Origin of the sequence: Variovorax paradoxus, assembly GCF_030811855.1 — a bacterium.
GTDB lineage: Bacteria > Pseudomonadota > Gammaproteobacteria > Burkholderiales > Burkholderiaceae_C > Variovorax > Variovorax paradoxus_L.
On the sequence record NZ_JAUSRN010000001.1, the window covers coordinates 1 to 23,197 of the forward strand.

Genomic DNA, 23,197 nt, shown 5'->3' on the forward strand with positions numbered 1-23,197 from the left:
CAGGATATCCATGCTGCGTCCACTACTCATGTCAGTGGACGCAAGGGTGACGCGACGCCTCTGTCAACTCAAGAGGGTACTGAGGCCACGCTTACCCAGAAACTGTGCACGGCTTGCTATGTCATACCCATCGGAAACGGCCAGTCAGATCCAAACAGGACATGGTCGTCCCCGACGATGTCCTTGGCCATCTGAACCATAGCCGGATGGTGGGCGATCCCATCGACATAAAAGCGCCGAGCCGCCTGCATCGGGGCTTCTGCATTGAGATCAACGCCTGGGCGCGCCGTGTCGAATCCGCGCTGGAGGCGACCCACAAGAGCGGTAAACACACCGCCCGCGTGGGCAAGGCAAAAGCGAATCCCCGGATGGCGTGACGGTACGCTCTTCATTACAAGCATCGCTGCCGCCACACCAGTTTCGTATGGGTTTCCGACCAGATTTTCAAGATAGAACCGATCCAGTCTGGGGTCGCGACAGGTACCTGGATGAACGAACACAAAGCTCCCGCGAGCATCCATCCACGACCACATGAGCTCGTAGCACGCATCGGCGTAGTCAATCTTCGGGTGGCCCCCAGCCGCAAGAGCAATGCCCTCGAAGCCAGCGTCGCCGAACTCGTTCAGCATCGTTTCTATCAGGTCTGGGTGCTCCATCGGCAGATGCAACAAGGCGCCCAGACGCCCACCACTGCCAGTGCACGTCGCAAGCAGTTCCTCCGCGAGGTAGGTCACCCAAGGCAGCGCCTGGGAACTTGGCAGGTCTTGACGATACAGCGGCGGTGGGATCGAAACCAAGGCACGCGCGACGCCGCGTTGATCCATCCAGCGAACCAATTGCTGCGGCTCAAAAAGAGCGCGCATGCCCAGGCGGTGACCGTCGAGCACCATGACGTTCTCAGCCGGCCGCCACTCGACGCCCTGCATGCTCGCGAGTCTGGCGGCATTGATCGGTGCCAGGTGAGCATGCACGTCCACGAGATCAGTCATGGCTTCACCGCGCCTCGTGGTTGGCATTCATTTCCTTGCCCCAGAACTCCGGCGCCCACTGCGGCCAGATGTACGGCAAGTCGTTCCAGTCCTTTGGCGTCCAGGCCTCGCTGATCTTGTCCATGTCGGCGTAGTACTCGACCCAAGTCCCCCACGGATCGCGCGTGTAGTGGAAAAAGTTGGAGGCAAGCGCATGTCGGCCAACGCCGAAGCCTTCCTTGAAGCCGGCTTTGTGCATCTGCAGCCCCCCAAGCCCAACCTGGTCCACTGAAGACACATGGAAGCTTCCATGCTGAAGCCCGCGGTGCGTGCCATTGATCAGCCCGAAGCAATGATGGTCGCGCACTCCGCTGCCGCCCGACATGAACGACACCTTGCCGACGGCTCGGTCCGAGACGCGCAAGCCCAACGCCTGGGCAAAAAACTGCTCCGAGCGTTCCCACTCCGGCGTGAAGATCAGCAGATGGCCCAATTTGTCGGGGCGCACGGGCTGGCGCAGATCCTGCCAGAGATGCCGGTCGATCCGCGGCTCTGTTGTTACGGCCGAGAGCTCCAGCACATGGGGAACTGTGGGCACGAGGTTGATCCACGTGCCCCACGGATCCTGGAACCAGAGCCCCTGTCGCAGCTGGCCGAACGGTGGCGTTACCGTTCGCACGCCCATACCGTGCAGGTGTTCCTCGAAACGAGGAATATCCTCGGGCAACACCGCAAAGGAGAGATGCTGCAGTCGCTTTTGGCCAGCGCCTTTGACCACCACGATCTCGGACGGTGCGGAGTTCTTCAGAGCGGCATCGGTGCGCAAATGCATGACCTCGTCTTCGGTGCCGGCGTTCAGGCCAAAGGCAGTGTAGAAGGCCTCTGCGACTTGAATGTCGGGGACCTCCAGGCCGAAGCCTGCCAAGTGCTGCACACGGAGTGTTTTGTCCATACCAGAGTGACCTCAGTGGGTGTAGCTTGAAAGCGGCACGTGGCGCATGCGGTTGCGCAACTCGCCCAATCCGCTTGCCCGCACGATGACCTCGTCGCCGTCCTGCAGGAAGATAGGCGGCGTGCGCGCATTGCCGATCCCGCTCGGCGTACCCGTGAGCAGCACGTCACCCGGGTGCAGGGTCATTCCGAACGACAACTCCGACACAAGTTGGGCCACGTCGAATGCCATCTGCGAGACCGATGCCTGCTGCATGCGCTGGCCGTTCAGGTCCAGTTCGAGAGTGACTTGTGACAGGTCGACCGTGTCGCGCAGTGCGATCCACGGACCCAGCGGCATCGTCGCATCGATGCTCTTGCCTTTGAACCACTGGCCGCCATGGCGCCGTTGCAGGTCGCGCTGCGAAATGTCATTCGCCAGGCAGTAGCCGAACACGTGCTCGAGTGCCTGCTCTCTTGGAATGCTGCGGCCTGTCTTGCCGATCACAAGCGCAATCTCAGCCTCGTAATCCCACTTGGCCGAAACTGCGGCATCGAAGGCGATGTCGTCGGTCGGCCCGATCACGACATCGGGGGCCTTCGTGAAGAAGGTGGGCGCATCCGGTTTTGGCACATCTTGCCCTTCGCGCTTGCCTTCGCTCTCGTAAAAATGGTCCCAGTAGTTCCAGCCCGTGCACAGCACGTCTCGCCGGAAACGCCTGATCGGCGAGAGTACGCGGACCTTGTCCAGTGCAAACGGTGTGGCCTCCGAGCGTGACACTGCATGCCTGGCGGCCTCCAGCGTTGGGGCCCCACCCGAGATGATGGTCACCAGGTCGCCGAGTTCCGATGGCAGGAGGACTCCTCCGTTGTCATGCGTGAGGACGGCCACATGCTCGCGACCGCCCAATTCAATGGTTCCGAACTTCACGGCGATCTCAGTCTGCGAGCACAGCGATTGCGCTGATCTCGATCAGGTAGTCGGGCTTGACCATCTTGGCGACCTCGACCATCGTGGAGGCAGGCACCGGGCTCTCGAAGTACTCGCGCCGCACTTTGTGGATGATGTCGAAGTGCTCGATGTTGCGCACATAGACATCCACTCGGCAGATGTCCTTGAGACTGCCGCCGGCAGCCTCGCACGCGGCCTTGAGATTCTCGCAAACCTGACGGGTCTGAAGCTCGATATTGCCGACGCCGGTGATGGTGCCGTCCGCGGCTCGGGCCGTCATGCCCGAGATGAAAAGGAGGCGCCCTTTTGCATCGGCCACGGTGGCCTGCGAGAAGTGGCCATTGGGCTGTGCCAGCGCGGGAGAGCTGATCTGTTGTTTCATGTTGATCCTAATCGATGGTGTGCAAGATGGCTTCAGAGGTCTGCAGGTATGGCGGCTTTCCCTGCCAACGCCTGCAGTTGATCGGCCAGCGAGGTCGGCAGGCTGCAATGCGCCTGGCCTTGTGTTCGTCGTGCCCGTTCCAGATCGCCTGGCGCGTAGATGACGTCCATGCCTGGCGCCTTGCGTGAGTCTCGAATGGCGTCGGCGAACGCGCTGACAGTTGTGGCGATTCCCGTGCCTGCGCCGACGCGGCGAGCGTCGATCGCGATGAACGCATGGGCACAGTCGTAGGGAACCTCAGGGCGGCCGTAAAGCGGTTGCACTTCAGCGCCGACGGAGCCTCCGGACAGCGCGCCGCACAACAGGTCGACCGCGACCGCCAGACCGAAGCCTTTCGGTCCCGCTGCCGGCAGCAACATGCCTGCAATCGCGTCCGTTGCCGACGTCGTGGGCGCTCCTTCCGCGTTGGTCGCCCAGCCCGCCGGGATGGCATCTCCCTTGGCTTCGGCGAGTCGAATCTTTCCCATCGCCGTGGCGCTCATCGCCATGTCGACCACCAACGGCTCTCCGACGCGGGAAGGAAAGCCGATGGCCATCGGGTTGTTGCCCACCACACGCTCGGCGCCGCCCGGTGCAGGCATCAGCGGGCGCGTGTTCGACAACGCAAAACCCACCATGCCCGCCTCGGCGAACTGTCGCACCCAGTACGCCGCAGCGCCAAAGTGGAAGGCATGGCGCACAGCGACCACTGCCACGCCGTGCTCGCGCGCACGGGCCGAAGCGAGCTCGACGGCGACCCGGGCGGACACCTGGCCGAGCGTGTGCTCCGCGCTCATGACGACCAGGCCCCCGTAATCCTCCACGACGATGGGCTCGGCGCTCAGCGAGACGCTGCCAGCCCGCACCCGTTCAACGTACATCGGAACAAGCATGACCCCATGTGACGTTACGCCCTCCAGGTCAGCATTGACGAGGCTGTCGGCAATGCCTGCGGCCACAGACGGCGCGGCGCCGTTAACCACGAAGATCTGCTCCACAGTCTTCATCAACGCGGATGCCGGAACGGACACTTGGTTGTCGCTCATGATCAGTGCGCGTCTTTCTCGTCGGTGTACCAGTCCGGTGTCTGCGGGTAATGCGGGCCGTCATAGATCTCCACCACGACCGTCTCCTCGTGCGCCAGCGTAGGCCCGTGCACGTTGCCCTTGGGATTGCAGTAGAACGAGCCCGGCAGCAGCGTCACGCCAGTCATCGTGTACTCATATTTACCGCTCAGGCAGAACATGAACTGGTTCGACGCGTGGCTGTGAGGCTTGGGGATGCTGGCCCCCTTGGAAAAGCGAATGAGCGCAATAGACGCGCCACTGGCCTCATCTCGCCACAGCATCTTTTCGGCGACGCCGGCCAGGGATTTCTCGCGCCATGACATGCTGTCGGTCGCAATAAGAAGCTCCTCGAGCGCTGGAGCACCCGGGACATGGATCGAAACAGAGGCAGGGGTGGTGGACATCCAGGTTCCTTGTGTGGAGGGTTGATGGGTTAGGCGACCGTTTCCGTCGGGATTCGAACGTTGCAATGGACTGTCGTGAGGCCATCCTGCAGACCGTGCAGCAGGGCGTGCACATCGGATGGACTCACGTGCGACTCGGCAATGACCACTCCTCTTTCGGCCAGCGCATCCTGCAACGCGGCGGAGAGCGTATGCAGCGGACCGCCACCGCCCTCGCCCATGCCTTTCGCACCATTGAATGTGAAGGGAGAGGGGCTCTCCAGATTGCCGTAGGCCAGTCGCGGCATGTTCATCACTGTGATCGGGCAGTAGTCGCTGAAGGTCGAGGTCATCAGATTGCCGAACTCGTCATACCTGAAGGACTCCATCAGCGCTGCGCCGATGCCGTGCGCTGCTGCGCCGTGGACCTGGCCGGTAACGATCGAGTGGTTGATCACCTTGCCGCAGTCGTCCACCGCGGCGTACGCGAGGATGCTGATGTTGCAGGTGTCAGGATCGATCTCGACCACCGCGATATGGCACTGCGCGGCGTACGTCAACGTCAGGTTGCCGTACTTGCGCTGCAGGTCCGGCACCTCGAATGGCGGACGGTAGACGTGGCGGACATTCAGCGTGATGTCCTCGATCTCTTTGGGCAGATCCGCGGTCTGTGTATTGACGCGCATGGCGATGGCCGCGAATGACACGAAACGATCGGAGACCAGGTGAGAGATCACAGCAACGCCATCCCGCTCGCCGAAGGACAGTTCGTCGCCCGGCAGCCCAAGCAACTGCACCGCAACGCGACGCATCTCGCCCATCAGCTGTCCGATTGCCCCGTGGATGGCACCCAGGCTCGTGACCGCAAACTGGCTGGCGTAGGTACCCGAATGGGAGGTATGTGTGTTTCTCTGCGTGTCGAAACCGGGCTGGATGATCACGAAGTGGCTCGACACCTGCAGTTGCTCGGCGGCGACCTGGGCGGCGACCGTCTCGTGCCCCTGGCCCTGCGGCACGGAGCCGACAGCGACCACCACGCGGCCGTCCACGCCCAGCCTGGCATTGGCCACTTCGGAGTTGCCGGTCAGCGGCGACTTGGGATTGACGATGCGGGACTGGCCGAAGTTATTTGTGCCTGAGTCCAGGGTGGTCCCGATGCCGATGCCGATCAGCCGGCCAGCGCGTCTGCGACGAGGGAGCTCCGCCTGCCAGTGCGACCAGTCGACCAGATCCTTGGCCATCTGCATCATCTGTGGGTAGTCGCCCGAATCGTAGACACAACCGTTGGGCGTGGTCCAGGGAAACGATGGCACGTAGTTCCTCTGGCGAATCACGTCTGCGGCAATCCCCAGCTTGTGTCCGCACAGGTCGATCACGCGCTCCAGGAACCAGATGTGCTGCATGCGCGAGAACCCGCGGTTCGGACCGACTGGGCACTTGTTCGTGACCGCCTGCTGCATGTCGATGCGGATGTTGCGCAGCCGATACGGGCCTGGCACGACCTGCGCCCAAATCACGCAGCCCAGCGGCTCGTAGCGGGGGTAGGCACCGCAATCGTCCACATGGCGAGACCGGATGGCGAGGATCTCGCCGTCGCGCGTCAGTGCCACCTCGGTATCGAGGAAGGTACGCTCATTGCCGTGCGCACTGCCTTGCAGATGCTCCCGCCGCTGCTCAATCCACTTGACGGGACGGTGGCCGCACAGCTTGGACGCAAGCGCGCAGATCAGGATGTACGGATACAGGTTTTGCTTGATGCCGAAGCCACCACCGATGTCCGCGGTGCGCAGCCGTACGTCTTCGGCAGAGATGCCGAGCGGCGGCGCAATGAATTTCATCGCCACGCCAGGCTGGCTGATGTTGCAGAAGATGTCCAACCCGCCGTCAGCATTCCACGTGACCAGGGTGGCAAACGGTTCCAGCGGAGTGCTGGAGAAGCGGTGAAAGTGCAGCCGATCGATCGACACTGTCACATCGGACGCCGCGAAGGCCGCATCCACCTCACCCCACTCGAAAACATCACCATAGACGCGGTTGGTCCCCGCCGCCGCGTGCAGCACCGTCAAATCCTTCAGGGATTCGACGGCGTCGATCACTGCGTCCAGAGGTTCGTAGTCGACGCGCACCAGTTCGGCCGCATCCTCGGCGATCTCCGGCGTGACTGCGACGACCGCCGCGACAGGCTCACCCTGGAATCGCGCAACGTCCACAGCCATGCAATAGTCCTGTATCAGCGCGCCTGGCTCCGGTGCCATTTGGGGGAACGGTTGCGTCATGCGCAGCACATCTGCCCCCGTCAGCACGCGCACGACGCCTTCTACCGCTGAGGCTTCAGCGGAATCGATTCCCAGGACGCGTGCGTGCGCATAGGGTGAGCGAACCAGGCGGACGTGCAGATGGCGATCGCTCTGGTCATCGTCCACGAAGTGGCCGTGGCCACGCACCAGGCGCGAGTCTTCCCGTCGCTTGCCGCCGGTCATGCGCGGCCTCCTGCGCCGAAAGCCCGTGCGAACCAGGCGCTCAGGCGCGCCCACCAGCCCACCGACAGGTCCGGCCGGGATGACGGCGGCGCTGCAGACGCGCCTGCGGCGGGTGTTAGCGGAACCGCGCCCGCCTCGCTGTGTACCGCGCCAAGTTCTTCCTGGACGCTTGCGATCATCGCGTCGACGTTGCGGCGCGCGAGCGGCGCCAGAATCCCGCTGGCCAGCGATGCCAGCGTCCCGCGAACCGTGCTGCTGCAGCGCCAGCTCACCCGCGTTCCGGCGCCCTCGGGCACAAGGTCGAAGCTCATGTCGGAGTCGGCCATGCCCAGCGCATGCCGCATCGTGCTGCGCATCACCGCGCGCTGGTCGAAATGGCGCTCGACGAACACCACATTGGCTTCTGCTTTGCCGCGGATCTGAGGCATGCCCACGTCCAGTACCACGCGGAAGCGGTCGTCCTCAACCCCGCTCAACTCCTTGAACATCGGCAGAAGGGGGGCGAAACGCGAGGGATCGGTGAGAAAGCCATAGGCCTCCGAGACCGGTGCGGTGACATCGAAAGTTCCCGCGAGCTCAATTTTCACTGTGTGTTTCCTTGACCTGTTGCGCGGCGGCAAGCACGGCCGTCACGATGTTCTGATAGCCGGTGCAACGGCAGACGTTGCCGCTCAGGGCCTTGCGCACCGATGCCTCGTCGATCTCGCTGCCGCTCTCCAAGAGGGCGCAGGCAGCCATCAACATGCCCGGCGTACAGAAGCCGCACTGCAACGCGTGGTGCTCGGAGAAGGCTTCCTGGAGCGCGTGCAGATGACCGTCGTGTTCCAGCCCCTCGACGGTGCGCACGCTGCGCAAGTCGGCCTGCACGGCGATGACGTTGCACGACTTCACAGGATCACCATCCAGGTGCACGGTACAAGCGCCGCAGTAGGCGGTGTCGCATCCCACGTGCGTGCCGGTCAGCCCGCACTCAGTGCGCAGAAAGTGCACGAGCAGCTGGCGTGGTTCGATCTGGCGGCGCTGCACGCTGCCGTTGACGTTGATCGAGACGAATTGGCGTTCAGCCATAGTAGGTGTGCGTGGGTTGTGTCACCGCCGCGCCGCTGGCGCGCTCAGTGGCGATGCGGAACGCGCGGCGTACCAGGCCGCGCACGAGACTGCGCTTGTAGGCTTCGGAGCCCTTGTTGTCGGCCAGCGGCTCTGCCGCCTGCTCGGCCGCATCTTCCAGCCGGAGCATCACGTCGTCTGTGAGAAGAGCGCCGACGACATGGGACGGGATGTCCACCGCGATCGGTGTCATGCCCACGCATCCCAGTGCCAGGCTGGCATGCGCGATGCGGTCACCTTGCATTCGGAACATCAACGCGCAGCTGGCGGTGGGATAGGCAGCTGCAGCCCGTTTGAATGCCACAAAGGCACCGGCGCCGCGCAGTGCAACCAGGTCAATGAGCACCGCTGCGATCAGCTCTGCCGCGCCCAGCGCCGGGCTGTAGGCATCCTTCAGCAGTTCCCGCACACTCTGCACACGCTCGCCTTCGGGAGAGATGCAACGCACCCGCGCATCCAGCGCGATCAGCAGCGTGGGCCAGCAACTGCAGGGATCTGCCTCCGCGAGCGAACCGGCGATTGTGCCGAGCGAGCGCACCTGTGCGTCCGCAATGCCTCCCGCGCAATCCTTCAGCACAGCAAAGGTCCTGGCCTCGTCGGACTTCGCGACCGCCTGGTGGGTGGTCAACGCGCCGATCTCCAAGGTGTTGGCCGAGAGCTGCAGACCTTGTGCGGCGGCGACCCTCCCGATGTCGACGAGTTGCAGCGGCTTGAGCAGGCGCAACTTCATCATCGGAATCAGAGTCTGGCCGCCGGCGATCACTTTGGCGTCGGGGCCGAGGCGCGCGAGCAGCCGTGTGGCGTCTGCCAGGCTGTCCGCGCGATGGAATGCAAAGGGAGCCGGATAGATGATGATTCTCCTTGGATGAAGGCAGTGTCGGCCGCGCCTGTGCAACGATCAATGAGGGCTCCGGTCCAGCTTGTTGCGCAGAGCGCAATCCCGCCAAGCGTTGGGGGTTGGATCAGAAATCGGGGGCGTCCGTCAGCATGCCGCCGACATGGCGGCTGCTCGCCTCGGGGCCGATGGAAGTCCCGCCGAATGACGACGCGACACCGTTCTTCGTTGCAACAAGCTCAGTCATGACACTGAGCGCGATCTCGGCCGGACTCAGGCTGTCGAGGTAGAGCCCGATGGGACTTCTTAGACGATTTAGCACCTCCGGCGCCAAATGCACGGACGCTTCCAGCCTCGTACGCAATGACTCTGCGCTACGGTGGGACCCGATGGAACCGATGTACATCGCGTCCGTGTTTAGAGCCTCCAGCAGCGCGGCATCGAGTCGTGGCGCATCGAGCGCCATCGCGACCACAGCGCTGTTGCAATCGGGCATGAAGCGGCGCACCGCCTCATCCGGAGCGTTGCGCATCCAGTCGACACCAACCGCAGGTCCGTGATGCGGATCTTCATCGCAGACCGTTACCTTGAAACCGCACCTCAACGCAAGATGGGCCACATCGGCCGACAACGCGCCGCCACCGATCAACAGCAATCTGAACGCGGGGCCGAAACCGACGGTGATGCGCAATGGCTGCGCAAGGACCGGGAGATAGTCCTCGAGCGACAACTCCACGGTGCCGTCGGCGATGGAGATGTTGCGGCGCACGCGGAAACCTGCGTCGATCAAGCCGAGCATCTCGCCAAGTGACGCGGCAGATGGCGAAAACTCCAAAAGCACTTCCAGGATGCCGCCGCGAGGCCAGCCGAAGCTCTGCGCCTGCTCGCTGTCGATCTCGTGGCGACGCAGCTGTGGCGGGCTGCTGCGCGACAGCAGGTCGCTGCGCCGAACGTGTTTCAGAAGTTCGTCCTGGATGCCATTCAGGCCCGACCCCACGGTCTCTCCCGAGGCCGACATCGCCAGCAACGAGATCGGCTGCTTGGCGTCGCGGCCCCATGTACGCATCATCGTCGCCAGGAGCGCCGGTTTGTCCGCGACACGCCATGCGTGCAGGGTGCGCAGTACCTCAAGATCGGTCTCGTGCATGCTCGATCACCCCGGCGTGCTGGACGCGGCATGCGCGGGCCGCGCCGCACGCGAGGATCTGCTACCCACCACGTCACCGAGCAAGGCTTCCTTGTCGATCGGACGATGATGCTCCGCCACCACTTGCGATTGGTGCAGCACCTGCACCACGTCGCACATGCCGATGAGCTCGTCCACGTCGGACGACACCAGCAATATCGCGGCACCATCGGCGGCGGCGCGGTCGATCAACCGGTAAATGTCCAGGCGCGCGCCCACGTCCACCGCCTTGGTGGGATCGTTCATCAGTAGAACGGTCGCGCCGGACACCAGCCACTTGGCCAGCACCACTTTTTGACGGTTGCCACCTGACAACTCACCGGCAAGGGCCTGGGGCGACGATGCGCGTATGCCCAGCTGTGCAACGACCTCGTCCACGACGCGACGCACGGCGCGACGGTCGATGATGCCAAAGCGAGACAGGCGCCGCGCGTTCGGAAGCAGGATGTTGTCGGAGATGCTCAGCTGCGGCACCACGCCTTCCTTCAGGGCGTCACCCGGCACGAGTGCGATACCTGCAGCCACGCGACATCTGACCCCTGCCCCGTGCTGGACGATGCCATTCACGGTCAGCTTGCCCGGCGCCGGGCATACGCCGATCAACCGGTCCAGCAGGTTATCGGTGTCCGCGCCGACATAGGTCGGGACGCCCGTGACGCCATGGGCGCGCAGTTCCAGGGCGACCCCAGGGCCTTTCCCATCGGCCAGCAGGTCATCGGCGCGAAGACGTATGGCGGCCGCCGCAGGCCGCTCTTTCGGATAGGTCTCGCTCAGGACGCGGCCGATGATGAGTTCGACCAGTTGACCGCGGTCGACACGTTCGCGTTCCACCGTGGCAATCAGGCGTCCACCGCGCAGCACACTGATCCGGTCGGCCACCGACAGCACCTCCTCCAGGCTGTGGGCGATCAGGATCACGGCAGTACCGGCATCCTTGAGTCGGCGTACCAGCGCAAACAGCTGGTCGGCCTCCAGTTCGCCTAGCGACGCGGTAGGCTCGTCGAGCACCAGGACGGGCGCTTCGCGCGAAGTGGCTTTCGTGATCTCGACCAGTTGGCGCTCGGCCGTCGACAGCGCGGCGACCTTGGCATCCGCCAAAGCGCCAAGGCCGAAACGCTTGAGCAATTGCGTGGCGCGCGCGCGAATGGCCTGCCGCTTGAGCAGCCAGGCACGGGCACGCTTTGCCTCCACGAGGAACAGATTTTCGGCGACCGTCAGCGAATCGACCAGCTGAAAATGCTGGTGCACCATCGCCACCGTATCGCGCAGATCAGCTCCGGCACGCAGTCCCTCGGGGCCTTGCACGAGCACCTGTCCTGCCGCCGGCTTGATCATTCCCGCGAGAACCTTCATCAGGGTGGACTTCCCTGCGCCGTTTTCGCCGACCAGGGCATGCACCTCCCCTGCTCGTACGCTCAGGCTGACCTGATCCAGGGCCGTGAAGGATCCGAAGCGGACACTGATCTTGTCCAGGCGGACCACTTCAGGCACCGCGTCGGCCATCACTGCTTGACACCCAGCTTCTCCCGCAGCGCCGGCGGGATCAGGTCGAACGCTTCGCTCTGGCCCACCATGCGGTGCTGCATCGGGATGAAGCGCGGCGGCGTCTGTTTGTTCTGCAGGTAGTCAGCCACGGTGTTGGCCGCGGTCTTGCCCCACGCAACCGGATCCAGCAGCACGGTGGCTGCCATGTCGCCCGAGTGCACCGCGGCCAGTGCCGTCGGAGAGCCATTCAGGCCCATTGTCAGCACCTTGCCCTTGAGCCCGGCCGACTTGACGGCCTGTGCAGCGCCGAGCGCCAGATCATCGTTGGAAGCGTAGATCGCGACGAGGTCGCGGTGCGCCACCAGTGCGTCCTCGGCCAGCTTGATGCCGCGCTCTCGAGTCTGCTGCGACGGTTGTGCGAACACCACCTTGAAGCCCTTCGATTCGATGACCTTGCGGAAGCCGCGCTCCTGCTCCAGCATCGGCGCAGCACCTGCCGGGCCGGTGAGCATCGCGACCTTTCCGGGACTCGCATTCGCAACAAGCCACTGCCCCTTGGCAGTGCCGACGGCGACCGCGTCCATGCCCACGAAGCTCAGCCAAAGATCCGAATACTTCTGGTCCAGCGCGCGGGCGTACATGAAAATCGGAATGCCCGCGGCCTTCGCGCGCTGCACGGCTTGCACCGCGCCTTCCTCGTCAAGTGGCGCCACCAGAATTGCGTCGACCTTGGCCGCGACCAGGTCACCGATGTTGTTCACCTGCGCGGCCACGTCCGCATTGGCGGACAGCAGCAGCGGCTCAATGTCGCGCTCTTTCAGAGTAGCCGCAATAGAGCGCGCCAGCGCAACGTGGAAGGGATTGTTGGATTCAGGGCTGGAAATGCCGACGCGCAAGGGCTTGGTCTGTGCGGAGACCGGGACTGCGAGGACCAGCAGGGAAGCGGACAGCGCCGCGAGAACCGTCTTCAACATGGGAGTTCCTTTCGTACAGGAGAACCAGGGATGAAAGATCAACGAAACTTGCGATAGGCGTCCAGCGCAGCGGCAGCGGTAAGGATCACGCCGATGACGACGCCTTTCCAGTGCGGGTGGACGCCTACGATGTTCAGGCCATTGGCGAGCACTGCCAGCAGCAGGATCGCGAGCACGGAACGCCACAGCTTGCCTTCGCCGCCGCTGAGCGCGGCACCGCCCAACACCACCGCCGCAATGGCCTCCAGCTCATAAAGCATTCCGGAACTCGGCTCCCCGCCACCGGTGCGGCTGCATAGCATCACGCCGGCAATGCCGCAGGCAGCGCCCGAGATGGCAAAGGCGGCCATCTTCACTTTGGCCACGGAGATGCCCGACAAGCCCGTGGCTGTAGCGTTCCCGCCTGTGGCATAGACATAGAGGCCGAACACCGTGTGGCGCAACAGAAATCCCACGAGTGCAAAGACCACGATCGCCACCCAGGCGAGCGCCGGGATTCCCAATAGGTTGCTGGCGCCCAGGTCCGTGAACCATCCAGGGAAACTGTAGATCGGGCCGTCGGTGGCGAGTACCAGTGCGAGCCCACGGCAGACGTTCAGCGCGCCCAACGTCACGATCAGGGGCGAGACGTTGAGGTATCCGACCAGCGCGCCATTGATCACCCCCACGGCCGTGCCCACCGTCAGTCCCGTCAGCACCCCGAGTCCGACGGAGCCGGTGTGCTCCACGGCCAGCGCCGCCGCAACGCCGGACAGCGCAACCACCGCGCCAGCCGAGAGGTCGAAGCCGCCGGAGAAGATGACGACACTCGCACCGATCGTCACCACCGCCAGGATCGAGACCTGGGTGAGGACGTTCTGCACATTGGTCTGCGAGAGGAACTTCTGGTCAATGCTGAAGAATCCCAGCATCAAGACCAGGAAGACGACAGGCAGGATGAAGTGATCCCACGAGCGGGCCGATGTAGCACGTGGCGGCGGAGCAGATGGCGTTGCCGATGGTGTCGTCGTCAAGGCTGCGGCGGTGTGTGGCTGGTTCATGCTGGGAAGACTCCGAGTGGCTCAGGACAACGCGGGAACACCGGAGTGCTCCCACTCGTCGATTGGCAGGCCGGGTCGGTAGCTTTCGATCTCGGGCAGGGCATAAGCGCGCAGCGACTGGAGGTGCCACTCAGCGTCCTGCATGAAGAGGTCACCGACGAGACCGGTGACCAACCGGCGCAGTCCGAACTTCATCCCCGAGATCGACGCCGCCGACAGCCCTTGGCTGAGCGTGGCACCAAAGTTGAACGCATGGATGTTCCGCAGGTGGGGGGCGGATCCTGGATGTCGCTCCATGAATTCGTAGTGCGCGCCAAGATAGGGTGAGCGCGCCAATGCGTCGTCCTCCTCGCCCGCGACTGGCACGTAGCGGTCGGCCCACGTCGCAATGTCCGCGGCCAGCCCCGCCAGTTCGGGGCGCTTTTGCAGGTCCTGCACAAGGCCGGTGCCGAAGATCAGGAAGTCGAAGATCATGGTCCCTTGGGGCGTCTGCACATGCATGCCCTCCGAATCGAGTTCGACCGAGTGCCACGCCGTCCCGGTGTGCAGAGTGAAGTTCGCATGCTTCGTACAACGCCACAGAGTCTCCTGTGGCGGCGGTTGGTTCATCGAGGCCACCTGGCGCGTGAATGTCCAGCGGGCTGCATCGCTCAGCGTGTAGTAGTGCCCGAGGAAGCCGTGACTTTCCATCCATTTATTCGGATTCACGCGTGGCAGCGCCGGCAGGCGAATGCAGAGGTCCACCGAACGGGCACCATGCTCGAGCGCAGTGGCCGCGTTGTCGAAAGCTGACGCACCACCGCCCAGCACGCCGATGCGCGCCCCGGCCAGCCCATGAAAGTCGATTTCATTCTCAGTGTGCGCATAGCGGTCACGTGGCAGTCCCTTCGCGATCTCCGGCAAGTACCAGCTGCCGCCGCCGACCAGCCCCGTAGCCAGCACGACCTTGCGCGCCAGCAGCGCGCTGCCTCCGGCCAGCGCCAGCCGCAGGTGCTCACCCTCGGGCATGATGCGCAGCACTTCGGCGCCATTGCGAACGGGCAGCTTTAGCACGCGCCGGTACCATTGCAGATAGGCGTGCCACACCTCGGTGGGGATCTTCTCCAGTTGTTCCCAGGCGGACTCCCCGTACCGGGCGGTGTACCAGGCCTGCGGCGTGAGTAGCGGATTGCCGAAGTCAAGGCCGCTCGCCTTTTTGTGGGTCCTAAGCGTGTGCATGCGCGCAAAATGCGGCCACACCCCTTCAGAGCCCTCGTTGGCCCGGTCCAGCACGAGAATGTTGCGGACATGCTCGCGCATCAGTCCGTGCGCGGTGGCCAACCCGCTCTGGCCAGCACCGATGATGACCACGTCGTAGGCCCCGTCCACCGTCGGCGGGGGCATCCACGACCGCAGCGGAAAGTCGATGTAGGCCAGTTCAGACTCAATGCGCTTTTCAAGTTGGTCCAGAGACATCACCAATTTTTCCTTTCCCTATTGGGGAACCCGCCTATGTTCAGTTAGCGCGTCGGCAGGAACAATGACCGGCGACGACGCATCGGATGCGCTGGACGCAACAAACGAATCGATCGCGACCAAGGAATGATTCCTGCATGCATGCATGCGTCTTAAGAGAAAAGAGAGCACGGCACCCGCTATGGAAGTCAATGACAGCCGCCTGAGATACCTTTACGAAGCGGAGCGGCGTGGCACGATGCGTGCAGCGAGCGAGCACTTCAATGTTGCCCCGTCATCGGTAAGCCGGCAGATCGCCGGACTCGAGCGTGAACTCGGCGTGTCGCTGGTGGAGAAAGGCAGGCACACAGTGAAGCTGACCGAGGCCGGTCGGCTGCTGGTCGATTACTACCGTGAGCGCAACGGCAGGTACGAGAGCCTGATGACGGCACTGGACGATGTGCGCGGCATGCGCACCGGCCATGTGCGCGTCGCCGTGGGCCAGGCCCTCGTCAACTCATTGCTGGCGCGCGTTATCGATCTGTACCGCAGAGACTGGCCGGGGATACGCATCCATGTGATGGAAGTCGCCACTCAGCAAGTGATGTCGCTAATCAGCCAGGATGAAGTGCATTTTGGCTTGCTGCTGAATCCCCCGCCCGACCCACAACTGAGGGACAGGTTCCACTTCTCCCAGCCCTTGCGCGTCGTCATGCTCAAGACCCACCCGCTGGCCGCTCGAACATCCGTGACGATGAAGGACCTGCTCAGTGTTCCTCTTGTGCTGCCCACCGGCAACTTCCGGTCGCGCCAACTGTTGGAAGAGATTGCTGTGCATGAGGGTCTCGAACTTGACCCTGTCATGACGGTGTCCAGCATCCACATGCTGATCAGCTGCATCCGCTCTGGCATCGGGGTCGGATTGCTGACCAACATTTTCCTCAGCCACGAGCCGCATACCGAGGACTTGATCGCGCTCCCGATCGAGAACGCAGTGCTGAGCTCGTTCAGCGTGCATGCCATGACGCGAATCGGACGCACCCTGCCTAAAAGCGCGCAGGTTTTGCTGGATATGGTGGAACGCGCCATCCGAGAGGACACGCGACTTGGGCGGTACGAGTTCTGAGGGCTACGCTGTTGTTTCGATGACGCCGACAGCCCATTGTCTATTCAACATGCGCGGCGCGTGTTCGTTGCCACTCGTCAGTGGAGGACGCTTCCCAGATCGCAGAGCCGCGGCCCGCTCTCGCGTGCGCCAGAGAGCATGCAGGACATGGAACATAAAAAGCGCGCACAGTGCGCGTCGCATGCATATGCCGCAGCCACGCTGCGCGAATGGGCGTGCGCGTGGGCGGCAGCTACCGCCTGGAATTCGCTCACCCGAAGGCCGCGACGCCCATGGTGTTTTTCGGCAAGTACCTCGAAGTGGTGCCGCATGGCCGCCTCGTCTGGACCAACGAGGAAAGCGACGACGGCGCCATCACGACGGTCACTTTCGAGGAGAAGGACGGCAAGACGCTGCTGGTGATGAGCGAGCTCTATCCTTCGAAGCAAGCGCTTGACAGGGCCATCGAGGGAATGGACGAGGCGATGCCCGAGACGTTCCGGCAGCTGGATGAACTCCTTGCCGCTCGTGGCGTGGGCGCGGAACATGCCTCACGGTGATCTTATTTCAGCATCGACCAGGACACGCCGCGCCACTTGCTCAATGCGGTAGGCCTCACTCGAGTGGGCGTCGCTGCATTTGATCACCAGAGGGCCGGGCTTGGGTTGGCCCCAACACTGCACGGATAGGAAGGTCGACACGCGCGCGTGCAACACATGATCGTGTTCTCACCCTCGGACAGGTTCGGCATGGGACGGCCGATGCCTGCCATGCGGTGCGCATCCTCCACCACAAATATCTCCTACGGCCCCACGGCGAATGCGGGAAGCCGTCCGAGGTGTTGCAGCACTGGACCGAGTCGCTCTGTGCGAGTCCAGTAGCTTGGGACAGCGAGAGGCCGGCGCCGCCGGGCCATCAGGTCATAGAGCGCCACGTTGCCGCGGCTCCAATGAAGGCGCGGGTGCTTAGCGCGGACTGCGCGATGCTCTCGCGCTCGACCACACGCGCAATCGATCCCGCGCGCGGCGGAGACGAACATCATGGGTGACCGCGCCCGCGGAGATGGCTCTTGACCTTGGCCTTTTTTGCCCATCGGATTCGCACGAATCTGTGCTCAAGCGGCAGGTTTGGGAGCCACCGCACAACCGCCACCCCTATGAAAAGTGGCAGTTGATTCAACAGCTTGGGGAATGCAAGCTTGAGGCCAAGGCGTGCTGACCGGTAACGCGCCCAACGCCATAGGGCACAGGATCAACCCATGAACCATTCGTTCAACGATGGCCTGCTACGACTGCGGCTGCAGGGTCTGCGCAACGTCGAACTGCTGCACCTCATTTCGGGCATCGATGACGACCTCGCCGATCCAGGCGTGTCGCGCTGCGGTGCGAGCACAACGCTCTCCGGCTACACCGAGTGGATCAGCCCTCAAGAGGCCAGGCTTACGCTGGGCTGGGACTGGCAGCTGAAGGTCAGCACCGCGGCATCACGGATTGTCCGTCTGGGGCTGCCGCGCACCAACGTGCTGATCGTGCGCAGCGTGCGGGATCCGTTGCCGTGGGAGCAGAGCCTCGGCGTTCTGGCCTCCTTCATCGACGCATTCGACTGGAGCGCGCCCGCCTTCAACGCTGTCTGCGAGCGCTACGAACGCTGGCCCGCCCAAGAGGTCGCCACCGCCATGCAGCAACTTGTCACGGCGCCGTTCGCCGCGCCGCGCCTGCTATCGGCCCGCTCGCGGCGGTCGCTGGATCCGGCCTCGGCCGATTGAAAGCTTGCCGGACGGCCACGGAAGGCTATCGCCGCAGTCAACGCGGTCAGCGCCGCGCTCCCTGACGCTCCTGCCTCTGACAGCGCTGGCCGGTCTCGATGCAGGTGTGCCCACCGCGACAGCGCGGGAAAGCGGGAAAGCGGGAAAGCGGGAAAGCGGGAGAGCGGGAGAGCGGGAGAGCGGGAGAGCGGGAGAGCTTGAAAGCTTGAGAGCTTGAGAGCGGCCAGATTCGTCCGTGCGCGCATTGACCACTGACTTATCCCGCAACGATGATCTGAAGCGATGCGCGATGCATCGCTAAAAGACGGGACGTTTCATGCAATTCGGACGAAATCTTCGCGCGCTCATGTCCACATTGGGCTATGCGCTTCTGGTCGCGTTGTCGGCTTGCGGAGGCGGAGGTGGCGGCGGTGGCGCCGTCTTGCCCATACTGCCGGTAACGAGCGCGCCTGCACCACCCTCGACCGGCCGCACCGTCCACGACAGCATCAGTTCAACCCGAACCGGCGCAACCTACACGCTCGACATCTACCTGCCGCCCTCGTACGACGGCAGCTCCGCCGCATTCCCGGTCATCTACGCGATGGACGGCGACGCCAACTTCAATCCACCCGGAGGCGCTTCGACAATCTGATGGCCACCCTCGTGCGCCGGCGCGTCGAAGCGATCCTCGTGGGCATTGGCGGCACTGGACGTCGGAGCACCGACTACACCTTTCCCGGGGCTGTTCCGTACCACGACTTCTTGACGACTGAGCTGGTTCCGTTCATCGAATCGAAGTACCGCGCCGACGCTGGCAAACGCATGCTCACCGGGCTGTCGCTCAGCGGCAGCATGACGGGTCACGCGCTCTTTCTGGAGGGTGCGAGCCCCGCCCTCACCTTCTCCTACTTCCTCTCTTTCGAAGGCTCCTACGGATTCCAGCAGGGTGAGACCGATGACCTTGAACAGAAGATGTACGACGCGAAGCAAGGCAAGACGCTGCCGGCGACGTTGATCCTTGCGCGCTGCGACGCCACGACCACCTGCAACTACGCGCCGGTCGACCGCATCTACCAGAAGCTGCTCAAGCGCGCCTACACAGGGTTCACGCTCGTGGAGAACACCTATTCGACGGCACACGTGCAAACGGATCCTCCAGCCTTCGAGGATGCCATCGCCATGATCTTCAGATAGGGTCCAAGTTGTCAACGGCTTGACACGACGCATGGCCAGCATTGCGCGCATTCCATCACTCGACCCGGCCATGACATGCGTTCGATTCCCTTCTTGGTGCGGCACGCCCTCGCGCCGCTCACCGCATCCTTAGATCGGTTTTCACCGACCAAATTGCTTACTTAGTTCAACGGGTTACAGTCGAAAGCTGTGACCCGTTTTTTGTTGGGCCTGACAAATAAATAGGCCGCCTGACAAACGCACTTGTTTTTGCGGCCCCGCACACGGCTAAGAAGGCTGCTTCAGGCCCGCCAATACATCAAGATCCGTGAATTTCCAGTCGGCAAGTGATTCAAATCCCACGATAGCGTCTCCCCTCGCAGAATCGGCCAAGTCAATGATGCGGGGGTAGCAGCGCATCCTAGTCGGAAGGTCAAAGAAGATCTTCACTCGTGGCAAAAGAAGATTGACACTGTTTTGATCGACAACTACGGCAAGGCGTTCCGACTTCAGGCGGACCAAGGAGCCGGTTGGGTATATGCCGACAGTCCGAACGAAGGCCTGGAAAACTTTCTGATCACAATGCCCTTTCCATTGAACCATCTGACGTAGCGACTCTGCAGGGCTCCAGCTGCGCTTGTAGGGTCGGTCTGATGTGAATCTCCTTCCTGGGCGGAGAGACTGCCATTGACTGCAGACTCGGCATCTTTCAGGTCGGCCAGGATGTTTTTGGCCCGGCTAAGAAATTCCCGACCGGTGTCGGTGAGGTAGCGCCGGGGGGTGTTGCGCTCCGCCAGCCGCGCGCCCAAGCGCGTCTCCAAAGCGGAAAGATGTCGGCTCGCCGCAGCGTTGGACAGGTCCAATTGGGCGACGGTCTTCTTACCTTAGGAGCGGCGTTAAGGACTGATTGGCAGCGCCCCGGCTGGAAGTCAACGCCGACGGACGTCCTGGTTGCCGAGGCGGCGGAAATCCGCAAGCTCGGCCTGCCCCTGACCATGCATGTGGGCGGTCCGGCCGTGATCAGCGGCGTCGTCGCGGTGGGGTTGTCCGGACCGGACATGCTCCTGGTCCATCCTCAAGGTATGTCCGACCCTGAGCTCAGCCGCCAAGGATTCCTAGTCGAGTTTCAGTATGTCGCCGATCATCGAGATGGCGCATTCAGGCGTCAGAAACGGCCGGACCCAGTTTGCCGAACTCGACCAACTCGGCGTGCAGCTCTGCCTTTCGATCGACAGTTCCGGCGCATCTGCGAACGCGGACTTCTTTGCGGTGATGCGTGCATTGCTATGGTCGCACAAGCAACGAGCGGACACCAAGCATGGCATCACACCCAGACGCCGTTCAGTTTGCAAACATATCCGCCTCTGTAAAGGGGAGGCTATCCAGATGCGTCGGCTGACGGTAGGTCTTGCGCGCTTGCCGCGTCAGCCTAACCACATGCCTCATTTCACATTGATTCATGTGCGGACCTTCGCACTTGCGCCAGGGCTGTAGCCGGCTGACCGTGAGCCATGGACTTCCCCCGGTGTCCCGGACACATCGAATGACATGATGTGTTTAGGAGGCAAACATGCCAACGACGAGAAGAGCGTTTACGGACGGGTTCAAACGGAAGCGGTGAAGCTGCTGAATGAAGGCAACGCTCACGGACTTCTGCTGACGGCAGGCAGCTATTTCTTCGGCCTCAGAATTGCGCTTCGCCCGATCTTGGACCGGCTAACATCACGAAGTGTGCATCCTCTTTGGCAGTGACGCGGGCCGACCATGCTTCGGAACCTTTGCGTAAAACTAATGCAAAGCCTTGCGCTAAAGGAAGTGTTTTCCCCGCGACCTCGAATTGGATGGTACCGCGGACAGCGTAGAACCATCCTTCCCAAGCGCGCGGAATCGGGATAACGATGGATGCGCCCATGGCAATGTGACCATCGAAGAAGGAGAAAGGCTGAGGCAGCGCCACGGGCGAGACTACATCGAGAAATTTGCCTGCAACCACGCGCACGCGCGCGCCCTCTTGGAGGTATTGCGGGACATCAGCGGAATCGAGATGCATCGCGTAGGGCTCAACCTCTTTCTTGAGGGAGGGCAGGTCGACGAAGATTTGCAGCGCGTGCACGACGGTATCGTCAACCTCGGGTTTCTCGTTGTGCTCCGCGCCCCGGCCGGCCACCATCCAATGCAGGTCGCCAGGACGGATGGGCAAATTGTTTCCCATCGTGTCTTCGTTCATGTGCGCGCTCTGCGAGTCCTCGAACACGTAGGTGATGGCCGAGATGCCTTCGTGGCGATGCAGACCGAAGGTCTGCCTCTTCATCCAAAAGTGATCGACCATCAGCACAGGGCCCATGGGTTCACCGAAGGCGTTCGGACGAAAGCTGTAAGCGAAGAAGTGCTCGCCGATCACCAGGGGTGCCCCACGTCGAGGGGTGGAAACTGTGGATGCGAGCGAGCTCATGGGGCCCTCCCGATCGCGGCCAGCGTGTGCGGCCTCATGAGGTTGGCCGGGTGGCCTTTGGCGAAGGCTTGGACGACGTTGAGCGTAGTGATGGTGTGCATGTCAGGTCATCGCTAACAGGTGGCGTGCCAGCAGGCTCTCGACCGCCAGGGCGATCGAGAGCACCTGATGGTCAGCCATCCCGCCAGCGCCAATCATCAATCCCACCGGAGCGGTGTGGCTGACGTGGCAGGGGATCGAGACGGCGCAGCCTTCGAGCAGATTGAACAATTTTGCATTGCGCATTGCGCGCAGGTTCGTCGCATGGTAGAGCTCGTCGCACGCCTCCAGCGGCGCGAGGGCCGGCGCGACCATCGGCGTCGTGGGCATGATGAGTGCTGCGCAGTCGGCCATCGCTGTGCCGATGTGGGCGGCCCACTTCGCCCGGCCGAGTTGCAGATCCAGATGCGTACGTTCTGAAATCGCTGCACCCCCTTCGACGCGTATGCGGACCCGCGGATCGTAAGCGGCGGTGTGCGCCGCCAGCACGGGTTGGTGGTGCAGCCAGGCTTCCCGCGTATAGATGCCGCCGAAAGCCATGCTTTCGGCCAGCGTCGGCAGCGGGCGCTCGACGATGATGGCGCCCGCCTGCGAAAGCAGAGTCAGCACGCGCTCGAAACTGTGCGCAACAACGGATTCCACGCCGTCGAGGACGAAATTTGCGGGCAGTAGTAGACGCAGGCCGCGCAGATCGGCCGCGGCCAGTTCGCGCTCCGGATGGCCGGCCATGACGCTGTCCAGTGTGGCGCAGCATGTCACGCTGCGGGCGATGCTGCCGACTGAGTCCAGCGACGGCGCCAGCGGAAAGACGCCCGCGTGCGGGATCCGCTTCGCGGTCGGCTTGAAGCCGACCAGGCCGCAGAAAGCGGCAGGGATGCGGACAGACCCGCCGGTGTCGGTACCGATCGCCGCGACGGCCATGCCATCGCTGACCGATACCGCCGCGCCCGCCGACGAACCGCCGGGAATGCGGCCCGTCTCGCGGTCGTAGGGACTCAATGGCGTGCCGAAGTGCGGATTCAGGCCTAGCGCCGAGAAGGCGAATTCGGTCATGTTGGTGCGGCCCGTGAAAAGCGCGCCCGCCGCGGCCAGCCGCTGCACGACGGTGGCGTCCTGGTGGGCGGGCATGGCCCAGGCCAGGGCCCGTGAGCCTGCCTTCGTGACCTGGCCGGCCTGGTCGAAACCATCCTTCAGCGACAGGGCGATGCCTTCGAGGACGCCGGACGGCTCGCGCCTTGACCGACGCAGATCCGATAGCCGGGCCTGGTGCCGCAGTTGCGTGTTGACGCTGATGTAGGTCCGGCTGCCCTGGCCGTGCGGTGCCGCGATGGCCGACTCGATACGCTGTGCCAGCGCCACGGCGCTCAGCGTACCGCGCGCCAGCGCCGCGCGCGTGTTTGACAAGGTGTCCAGCATGGT

General features: G+C 63.3%; 24 protein-coding genes. 6 read left to right on the top strand and 18 right to left on the bottom strand.

The genetic code is table 11. From position 1 onward, the window contains the following. Positions 1-116: 116 nt before the first annotated feature. From J2X92_RS00005 to J2X92_RS00075, 15 genes are all read right to left on the bottom strand, one after another. On the bottom strand, positions 117-989 hold the full coding sequence (locus J2X92_RS00005) for an amidohydrolase family protein (RefSeq protein WP_307572457.1): 873 nt from the start codon (positions 987-989) through the stop codon (positions 117-119). 4 nt (positions 990-993) lie between these two features. Next, positions 994-1,920, bottom strand: a complete 927-nt coding sequence (locus J2X92_RS00010) for a VOC family protein (protein ID WP_307572458.1) — start codon at positions 1,918-1,920, stop codon at positions 994-996. A 12-nt stretch (positions 1,921-1,932) separates the two neighbouring features. Beyond that, positions 1,933-2,829: a fumarylacetoacetate hydrolase family protein gene (locus J2X92_RS00015; protein ID WP_307572459.1), complete on the bottom strand. Its 897-nt coding sequence runs from the start codon at positions 2,827-2,829 to the stop codon at positions 1,933-1,935. 7 nt (positions 2,830-2,836) lie between these two features. Further along, entirely contained in the window at positions 2,837-3,232 is a 396-nt protein-coding gene (locus J2X92_RS00020) for a RidA family protein (RefSeq protein ID WP_307572460.1), read from the bottom strand. A gap of 32 nt (positions 3,233-3,264) precedes the next feature. Next, on the bottom strand, positions 3,265-4,317 hold the full coding sequence (locus J2X92_RS00025; protein WP_307572462.1) for an Ldh family oxidoreductase: 1,053 nt from the start codon (positions 4,315-4,317) through the stop codon (positions 3,265-3,267). A 2-nt stretch (positions 4,318-4,319) separates the two neighbouring features. Then, on the bottom strand, positions 4,320-4,742 hold the full coding sequence (locus tag J2X92_RS00030) for a cupin domain-containing protein (protein ID WP_306882530.1): 423 nt from the start codon (positions 4,740-4,742) through the stop codon (positions 4,320-4,322). Positions 4,743-4,771: 29 nt separating this feature from the next. After that, entirely contained in the window at positions 4,772-7,201 is a 2,430-nt protein-coding gene (locus J2X92_RS00035) for a xanthine dehydrogenase family protein molybdopterin-binding subunit (protein ID WP_307572464.1), read from the bottom strand. Then, complete coding sequence (locus tag J2X92_RS00040) at positions 7,198-7,788, bottom strand: CoxG family protein (RefSeq protein WP_307572466.1); 591 nt, start codon at positions 7,786-7,788, stop codon at positions 7,198-7,200. The genes J2X92_RS00035 and J2X92_RS00040 overlap by 4 nt, the downstream gene beginning before the upstream one ends. Further along, positions 7,778-8,269: a (2Fe-2S)-binding protein gene (locus tag J2X92_RS00045; protein WP_307572468.1), complete on the bottom strand. Its 492-nt coding sequence runs from the start codon at positions 8,267-8,269 to the stop codon at positions 7,778-7,780. Before J2X92_RS00045 ends, J2X92_RS00040 begins: the two co-directional genes overlap by 11 nt. Next, positions 8,262-9,203 carry an FAD binding domain-containing protein gene (locus tag J2X92_RS00050; RefSeq protein WP_307572469.1) on the bottom strand — a complete coding sequence of 314 codons (942 nt, stop codon included), beginning with the start codon at positions 9,201-9,203 and terminating at the stop codon, positions 8,262-8,264. Before J2X92_RS00050 ends, J2X92_RS00045 begins: the two co-directional genes overlap by 8 nt. Before the next feature lie 67 nt (positions 9,204-9,270). Next, entirely contained in the window at positions 9,271-10,290 is a 1,020-nt protein-coding gene (locus J2X92_RS00055; protein WP_307572471.1) for an XdhC family protein, read from the bottom strand. Between the two features lie 6 nt (positions 10,291-10,296). Then, complete coding sequence (locus J2X92_RS00060; RefSeq protein WP_307572475.1) at positions 10,297-11,832, bottom strand: sugar ABC transporter ATP-binding protein; 1,536 nt, start codon at positions 11,830-11,832, stop codon at positions 10,297-10,299. After that, positions 11,832-12,788 carry an ABC transporter substrate-binding protein gene (locus J2X92_RS00065; RefSeq protein WP_307572477.1) on the bottom strand — a complete coding sequence of 319 codons (957 nt, stop codon included), beginning with the start codon at positions 12,786-12,788 and terminating at the stop codon, positions 11,832-11,834. The genes J2X92_RS00060 and J2X92_RS00065 overlap by 1 nt, the downstream gene beginning before the upstream one ends. Positions 12,789-12,826: 38 nt before the next feature. Beyond that, positions 12,827-13,828 carry an ABC transporter permease gene (locus J2X92_RS00070; protein ID WP_307572479.1) on the bottom strand — a complete coding sequence of 334 codons (1,002 nt, stop codon included), beginning with the start codon at positions 13,826-13,828 and terminating at the stop codon, positions 12,827-12,829. Positions 13,829-13,849: 21 nt separating this feature from the next. Next, a complete protein-coding gene (locus J2X92_RS00075; RefSeq protein WP_307572480.1) occupies positions 13,850-15,283 on the bottom strand; it encodes an NAD(P)-binding domain-containing protein in 1,434 nt (477 codons plus the stop codon). A 181-nt stretch (positions 15,284-15,464) separates the two neighbouring features. On the opposite strand from J2X92_RS00075, the gene J2X92_RS00080 reads away from it, so the two are divergent. The 5 genes from J2X92_RS00080 to J2X92_RS00100 all read left to right on the top strand — a co-directional run bounded on the left by J2X92_RS00080 (position 15,465) and on the right by J2X92_RS00100 (position 19,308). Then, complete coding sequence (locus J2X92_RS00080; RefSeq protein WP_307572481.1) at positions 15,465-16,388, top strand: LysR family transcriptional regulator; 924 nt, start codon at positions 15,465-15,467, stop codon at positions 16,386-16,388. 209 nt (positions 16,389-16,597) lie between these two features. Next, complete coding sequence (locus J2X92_RS00085; RefSeq protein WP_307572483.1) at positions 16,598-16,927, top strand: SRPBCC domain-containing protein; 330 nt, start codon at positions 16,598-16,600, stop codon at positions 16,925-16,927. A 698-nt stretch (positions 16,928-17,625) separates the two neighbouring features. Beyond that, positions 17,626-18,132 (top strand): DUF4902 domain-containing protein, encoded by a 507-nt coding sequence (locus J2X92_RS00090; protein WP_307572484.1) that lies wholly within the window; start codon positions 17,626-17,628, stop codon positions 18,130-18,132. A 316-nt stretch (positions 18,133-18,448) separates the two neighbouring features. Then, positions 18,449-18,766: a hypothetical protein gene (locus tag J2X92_RS00095; protein ID WP_307572486.1), complete on the top strand. Its 318-nt coding sequence runs from the start codon at positions 18,449-18,451 to the stop codon at positions 18,764-18,766. Continuing rightward, on the top strand, positions 18,766-19,308 hold the full coding sequence (locus tag J2X92_RS00100) for an alpha/beta hydrolase-fold protein (RefSeq protein WP_307572488.1): 543 nt from the start codon (positions 18,766-18,768) through the stop codon (positions 19,306-19,308). The genes J2X92_RS00095 and J2X92_RS00100 overlap by 1 nt, the downstream gene beginning before the upstream one ends. A gap of 488 nt (positions 19,309-19,796) precedes the next feature. On the opposite strand, the gene J2X92_RS00105 is transcribed toward J2X92_RS00100, so the two are convergent. Further along, a complete protein-coding gene (locus tag J2X92_RS00105; RefSeq protein WP_307572490.1) occupies positions 19,797-20,150 on the bottom strand; it encodes a LysR family transcriptional regulator in 354 nt (117 codons plus the stop codon). 268 nt (positions 20,151-20,418) lie between these two features. On the opposite strand from J2X92_RS00105, the gene J2X92_RS00110 reads away from it, so the two are divergent. Further along, positions 20,419-20,781, top strand: coding sequence for a hypothetical protein (locus tag J2X92_RS00110; RefSeq protein ID WP_307572491.1), 363 nt, complete (start codon positions 20,419-20,421; stop codon positions 20,779-20,781). Positions 20,782-20,971: 190 nt separating this feature from the next. Here the strand turns inward: J2X92_RS00110 and J2X92_RS00115 are convergent, their stop codons facing one another. Continuing rightward, positions 20,972-21,739 (bottom strand): pirin family protein, encoded by a 768-nt coding sequence (locus J2X92_RS00115; protein ID WP_307572492.1) that lies wholly within the window; start codon positions 21,737-21,739, stop codon positions 20,972-20,974. Between the two features lie 102 nt (positions 21,740-21,841). Beyond that, the gene (locus J2X92_RS00120) at positions 21,842-23,194 is read right to left on the bottom strand and encodes an amidase (RefSeq protein WP_307572493.1); all 1,353 of its coding nucleotides are present in this window, start codon (positions 23,192-23,194) and stop codon (positions 21,842-21,844) included. Between the last annotated feature and the right edge of the window lie 3 nt (positions 23,195-23,197).

Bases quoted from the DNA above. Each gene is read 5' to 3' on its own strand.
- J2X92_RS00055 (WP_307572471.1), bottom strand. From the start codon at position 10,290: ATGCACGAGACCGATCTTGAGGTACTGCGCACCCTGCACGCATGGCGT.
- J2X92_RS00035 (WP_307572464.1), bottom strand. From the start codon at position 7,201: ATGACCGGCGGCAAGCGACGGGAAGACTCGCGCCTGGTGCGTGGCCAC.
- J2X92_RS00120 (WP_307572493.1), bottom strand. From the start codon at position 23,194: ATGCTGGACACCTTGTCAAACACGCGCGCGGCGCTGGCGCGCGGTACG.
- J2X92_RS00020 (WP_307572460.1), bottom strand. From the start codon at position 3,232: ATGAAACAACAGATCAGCTCTCCCGCGCTGGCACAGCCCAATGGCCAC.
- J2X92_RS00030 (WP_306882530.1), bottom strand. From the start codon at position 4,742: ATGTCCACCACCCCTGCCTCTGTTTCGATCCATGTCCCGGGTGCTCCA.
- J2X92_RS00005 (WP_307572457.1), bottom strand. From the start codon at position 989: ATGACTGATCTCGTGGACGTGCATGCTCACCTGGCACCGATCAATGCC.
- J2X92_RS00085 (WP_307572483.1), top strand. From the start codon at position 16,598: ATGGGCGTGCGCGTGGGCGGCAGCTACCGCCTGGAATTCGCTCACCCG.
- J2X92_RS00100 (WP_307572488.1), top strand. From the start codon at position 18,766: ATGGCCACCCTCGTGCGCCGGCGCGTCGAAGCGATCCTCGTGGGCATT.
- J2X92_RS00095 (WP_307572486.1), top strand. From the start codon at position 18,449: ATGCAATTCGGACGAAATCTTCGCGCGCTCATGTCCACATTGGGCTAT.
- J2X92_RS00010 (WP_307572458.1), bottom strand. From the start codon at position 1,920: ATGGACAAAACACTCCGTGTGCAGCACTTGGCAGGCTTCGGCCTGGAG.
- J2X92_RS00060 (WP_307572475.1), bottom strand. From the start codon at position 11,832: ATGGCCGACGCGGTGCCTGAAGTGGTCCGCCTGGACAAGATCAGTGTC.
- J2X92_RS00075 (WP_307572480.1), bottom strand. From the start codon at position 15,283: ATGTCTCTGGACCAACTTGAAAAGCGCATTGAGTCTGAACTGGCCTAC.
- J2X92_RS00025 (WP_307572462.1), bottom strand. From the start codon at position 4,317: ATGAGCGACAACCAAGTGTCCGTTCCGGCATCCGCGTTGATGAAGACT.
- J2X92_RS00115 (WP_307572492.1), bottom strand. From the start codon at position 21,739: ATGAGCTCGCTCGCATCCACAGTTTCCACCCCTCGACGTGGGGCACCC.
- J2X92_RS00080 (WP_307572481.1), top strand. From the start codon at position 15,465: ATGGAAGTCAATGACAGCCGCCTGAGATACCTTTACGAAGCGGAGCGG.
- J2X92_RS00065 (WP_307572477.1), bottom strand. From the start codon at position 12,788: ATGTTGAAGACGGTTCTCGCGGCGCTGTCCGCTTCCCTGCTGGTCCTC.
- J2X92_RS00070 (WP_307572479.1), bottom strand. From the start codon at position 13,828: ATGAACCAGCCACACACCGCCGCAGCCTTGACGACGACACCATCGGCA.
- J2X92_RS00110 (WP_307572491.1), top strand. From the start codon at position 20,419: ATGTCGCCGATCATCGAGATGGCGCATTCAGGCGTCAGAAACGGCCGG.
- J2X92_RS00090 (WP_307572484.1), top strand. From the start codon at position 17,626: ATGAACCATTCGTTCAACGATGGCCTGCTACGACTGCGGCTGCAGGGT.
- J2X92_RS00045 (WP_307572468.1), bottom strand. From the start codon at position 8,269: ATGGCTGAACGCCAATTCGTCTCGATCAACGTCAACGGCAGCGTGCAG.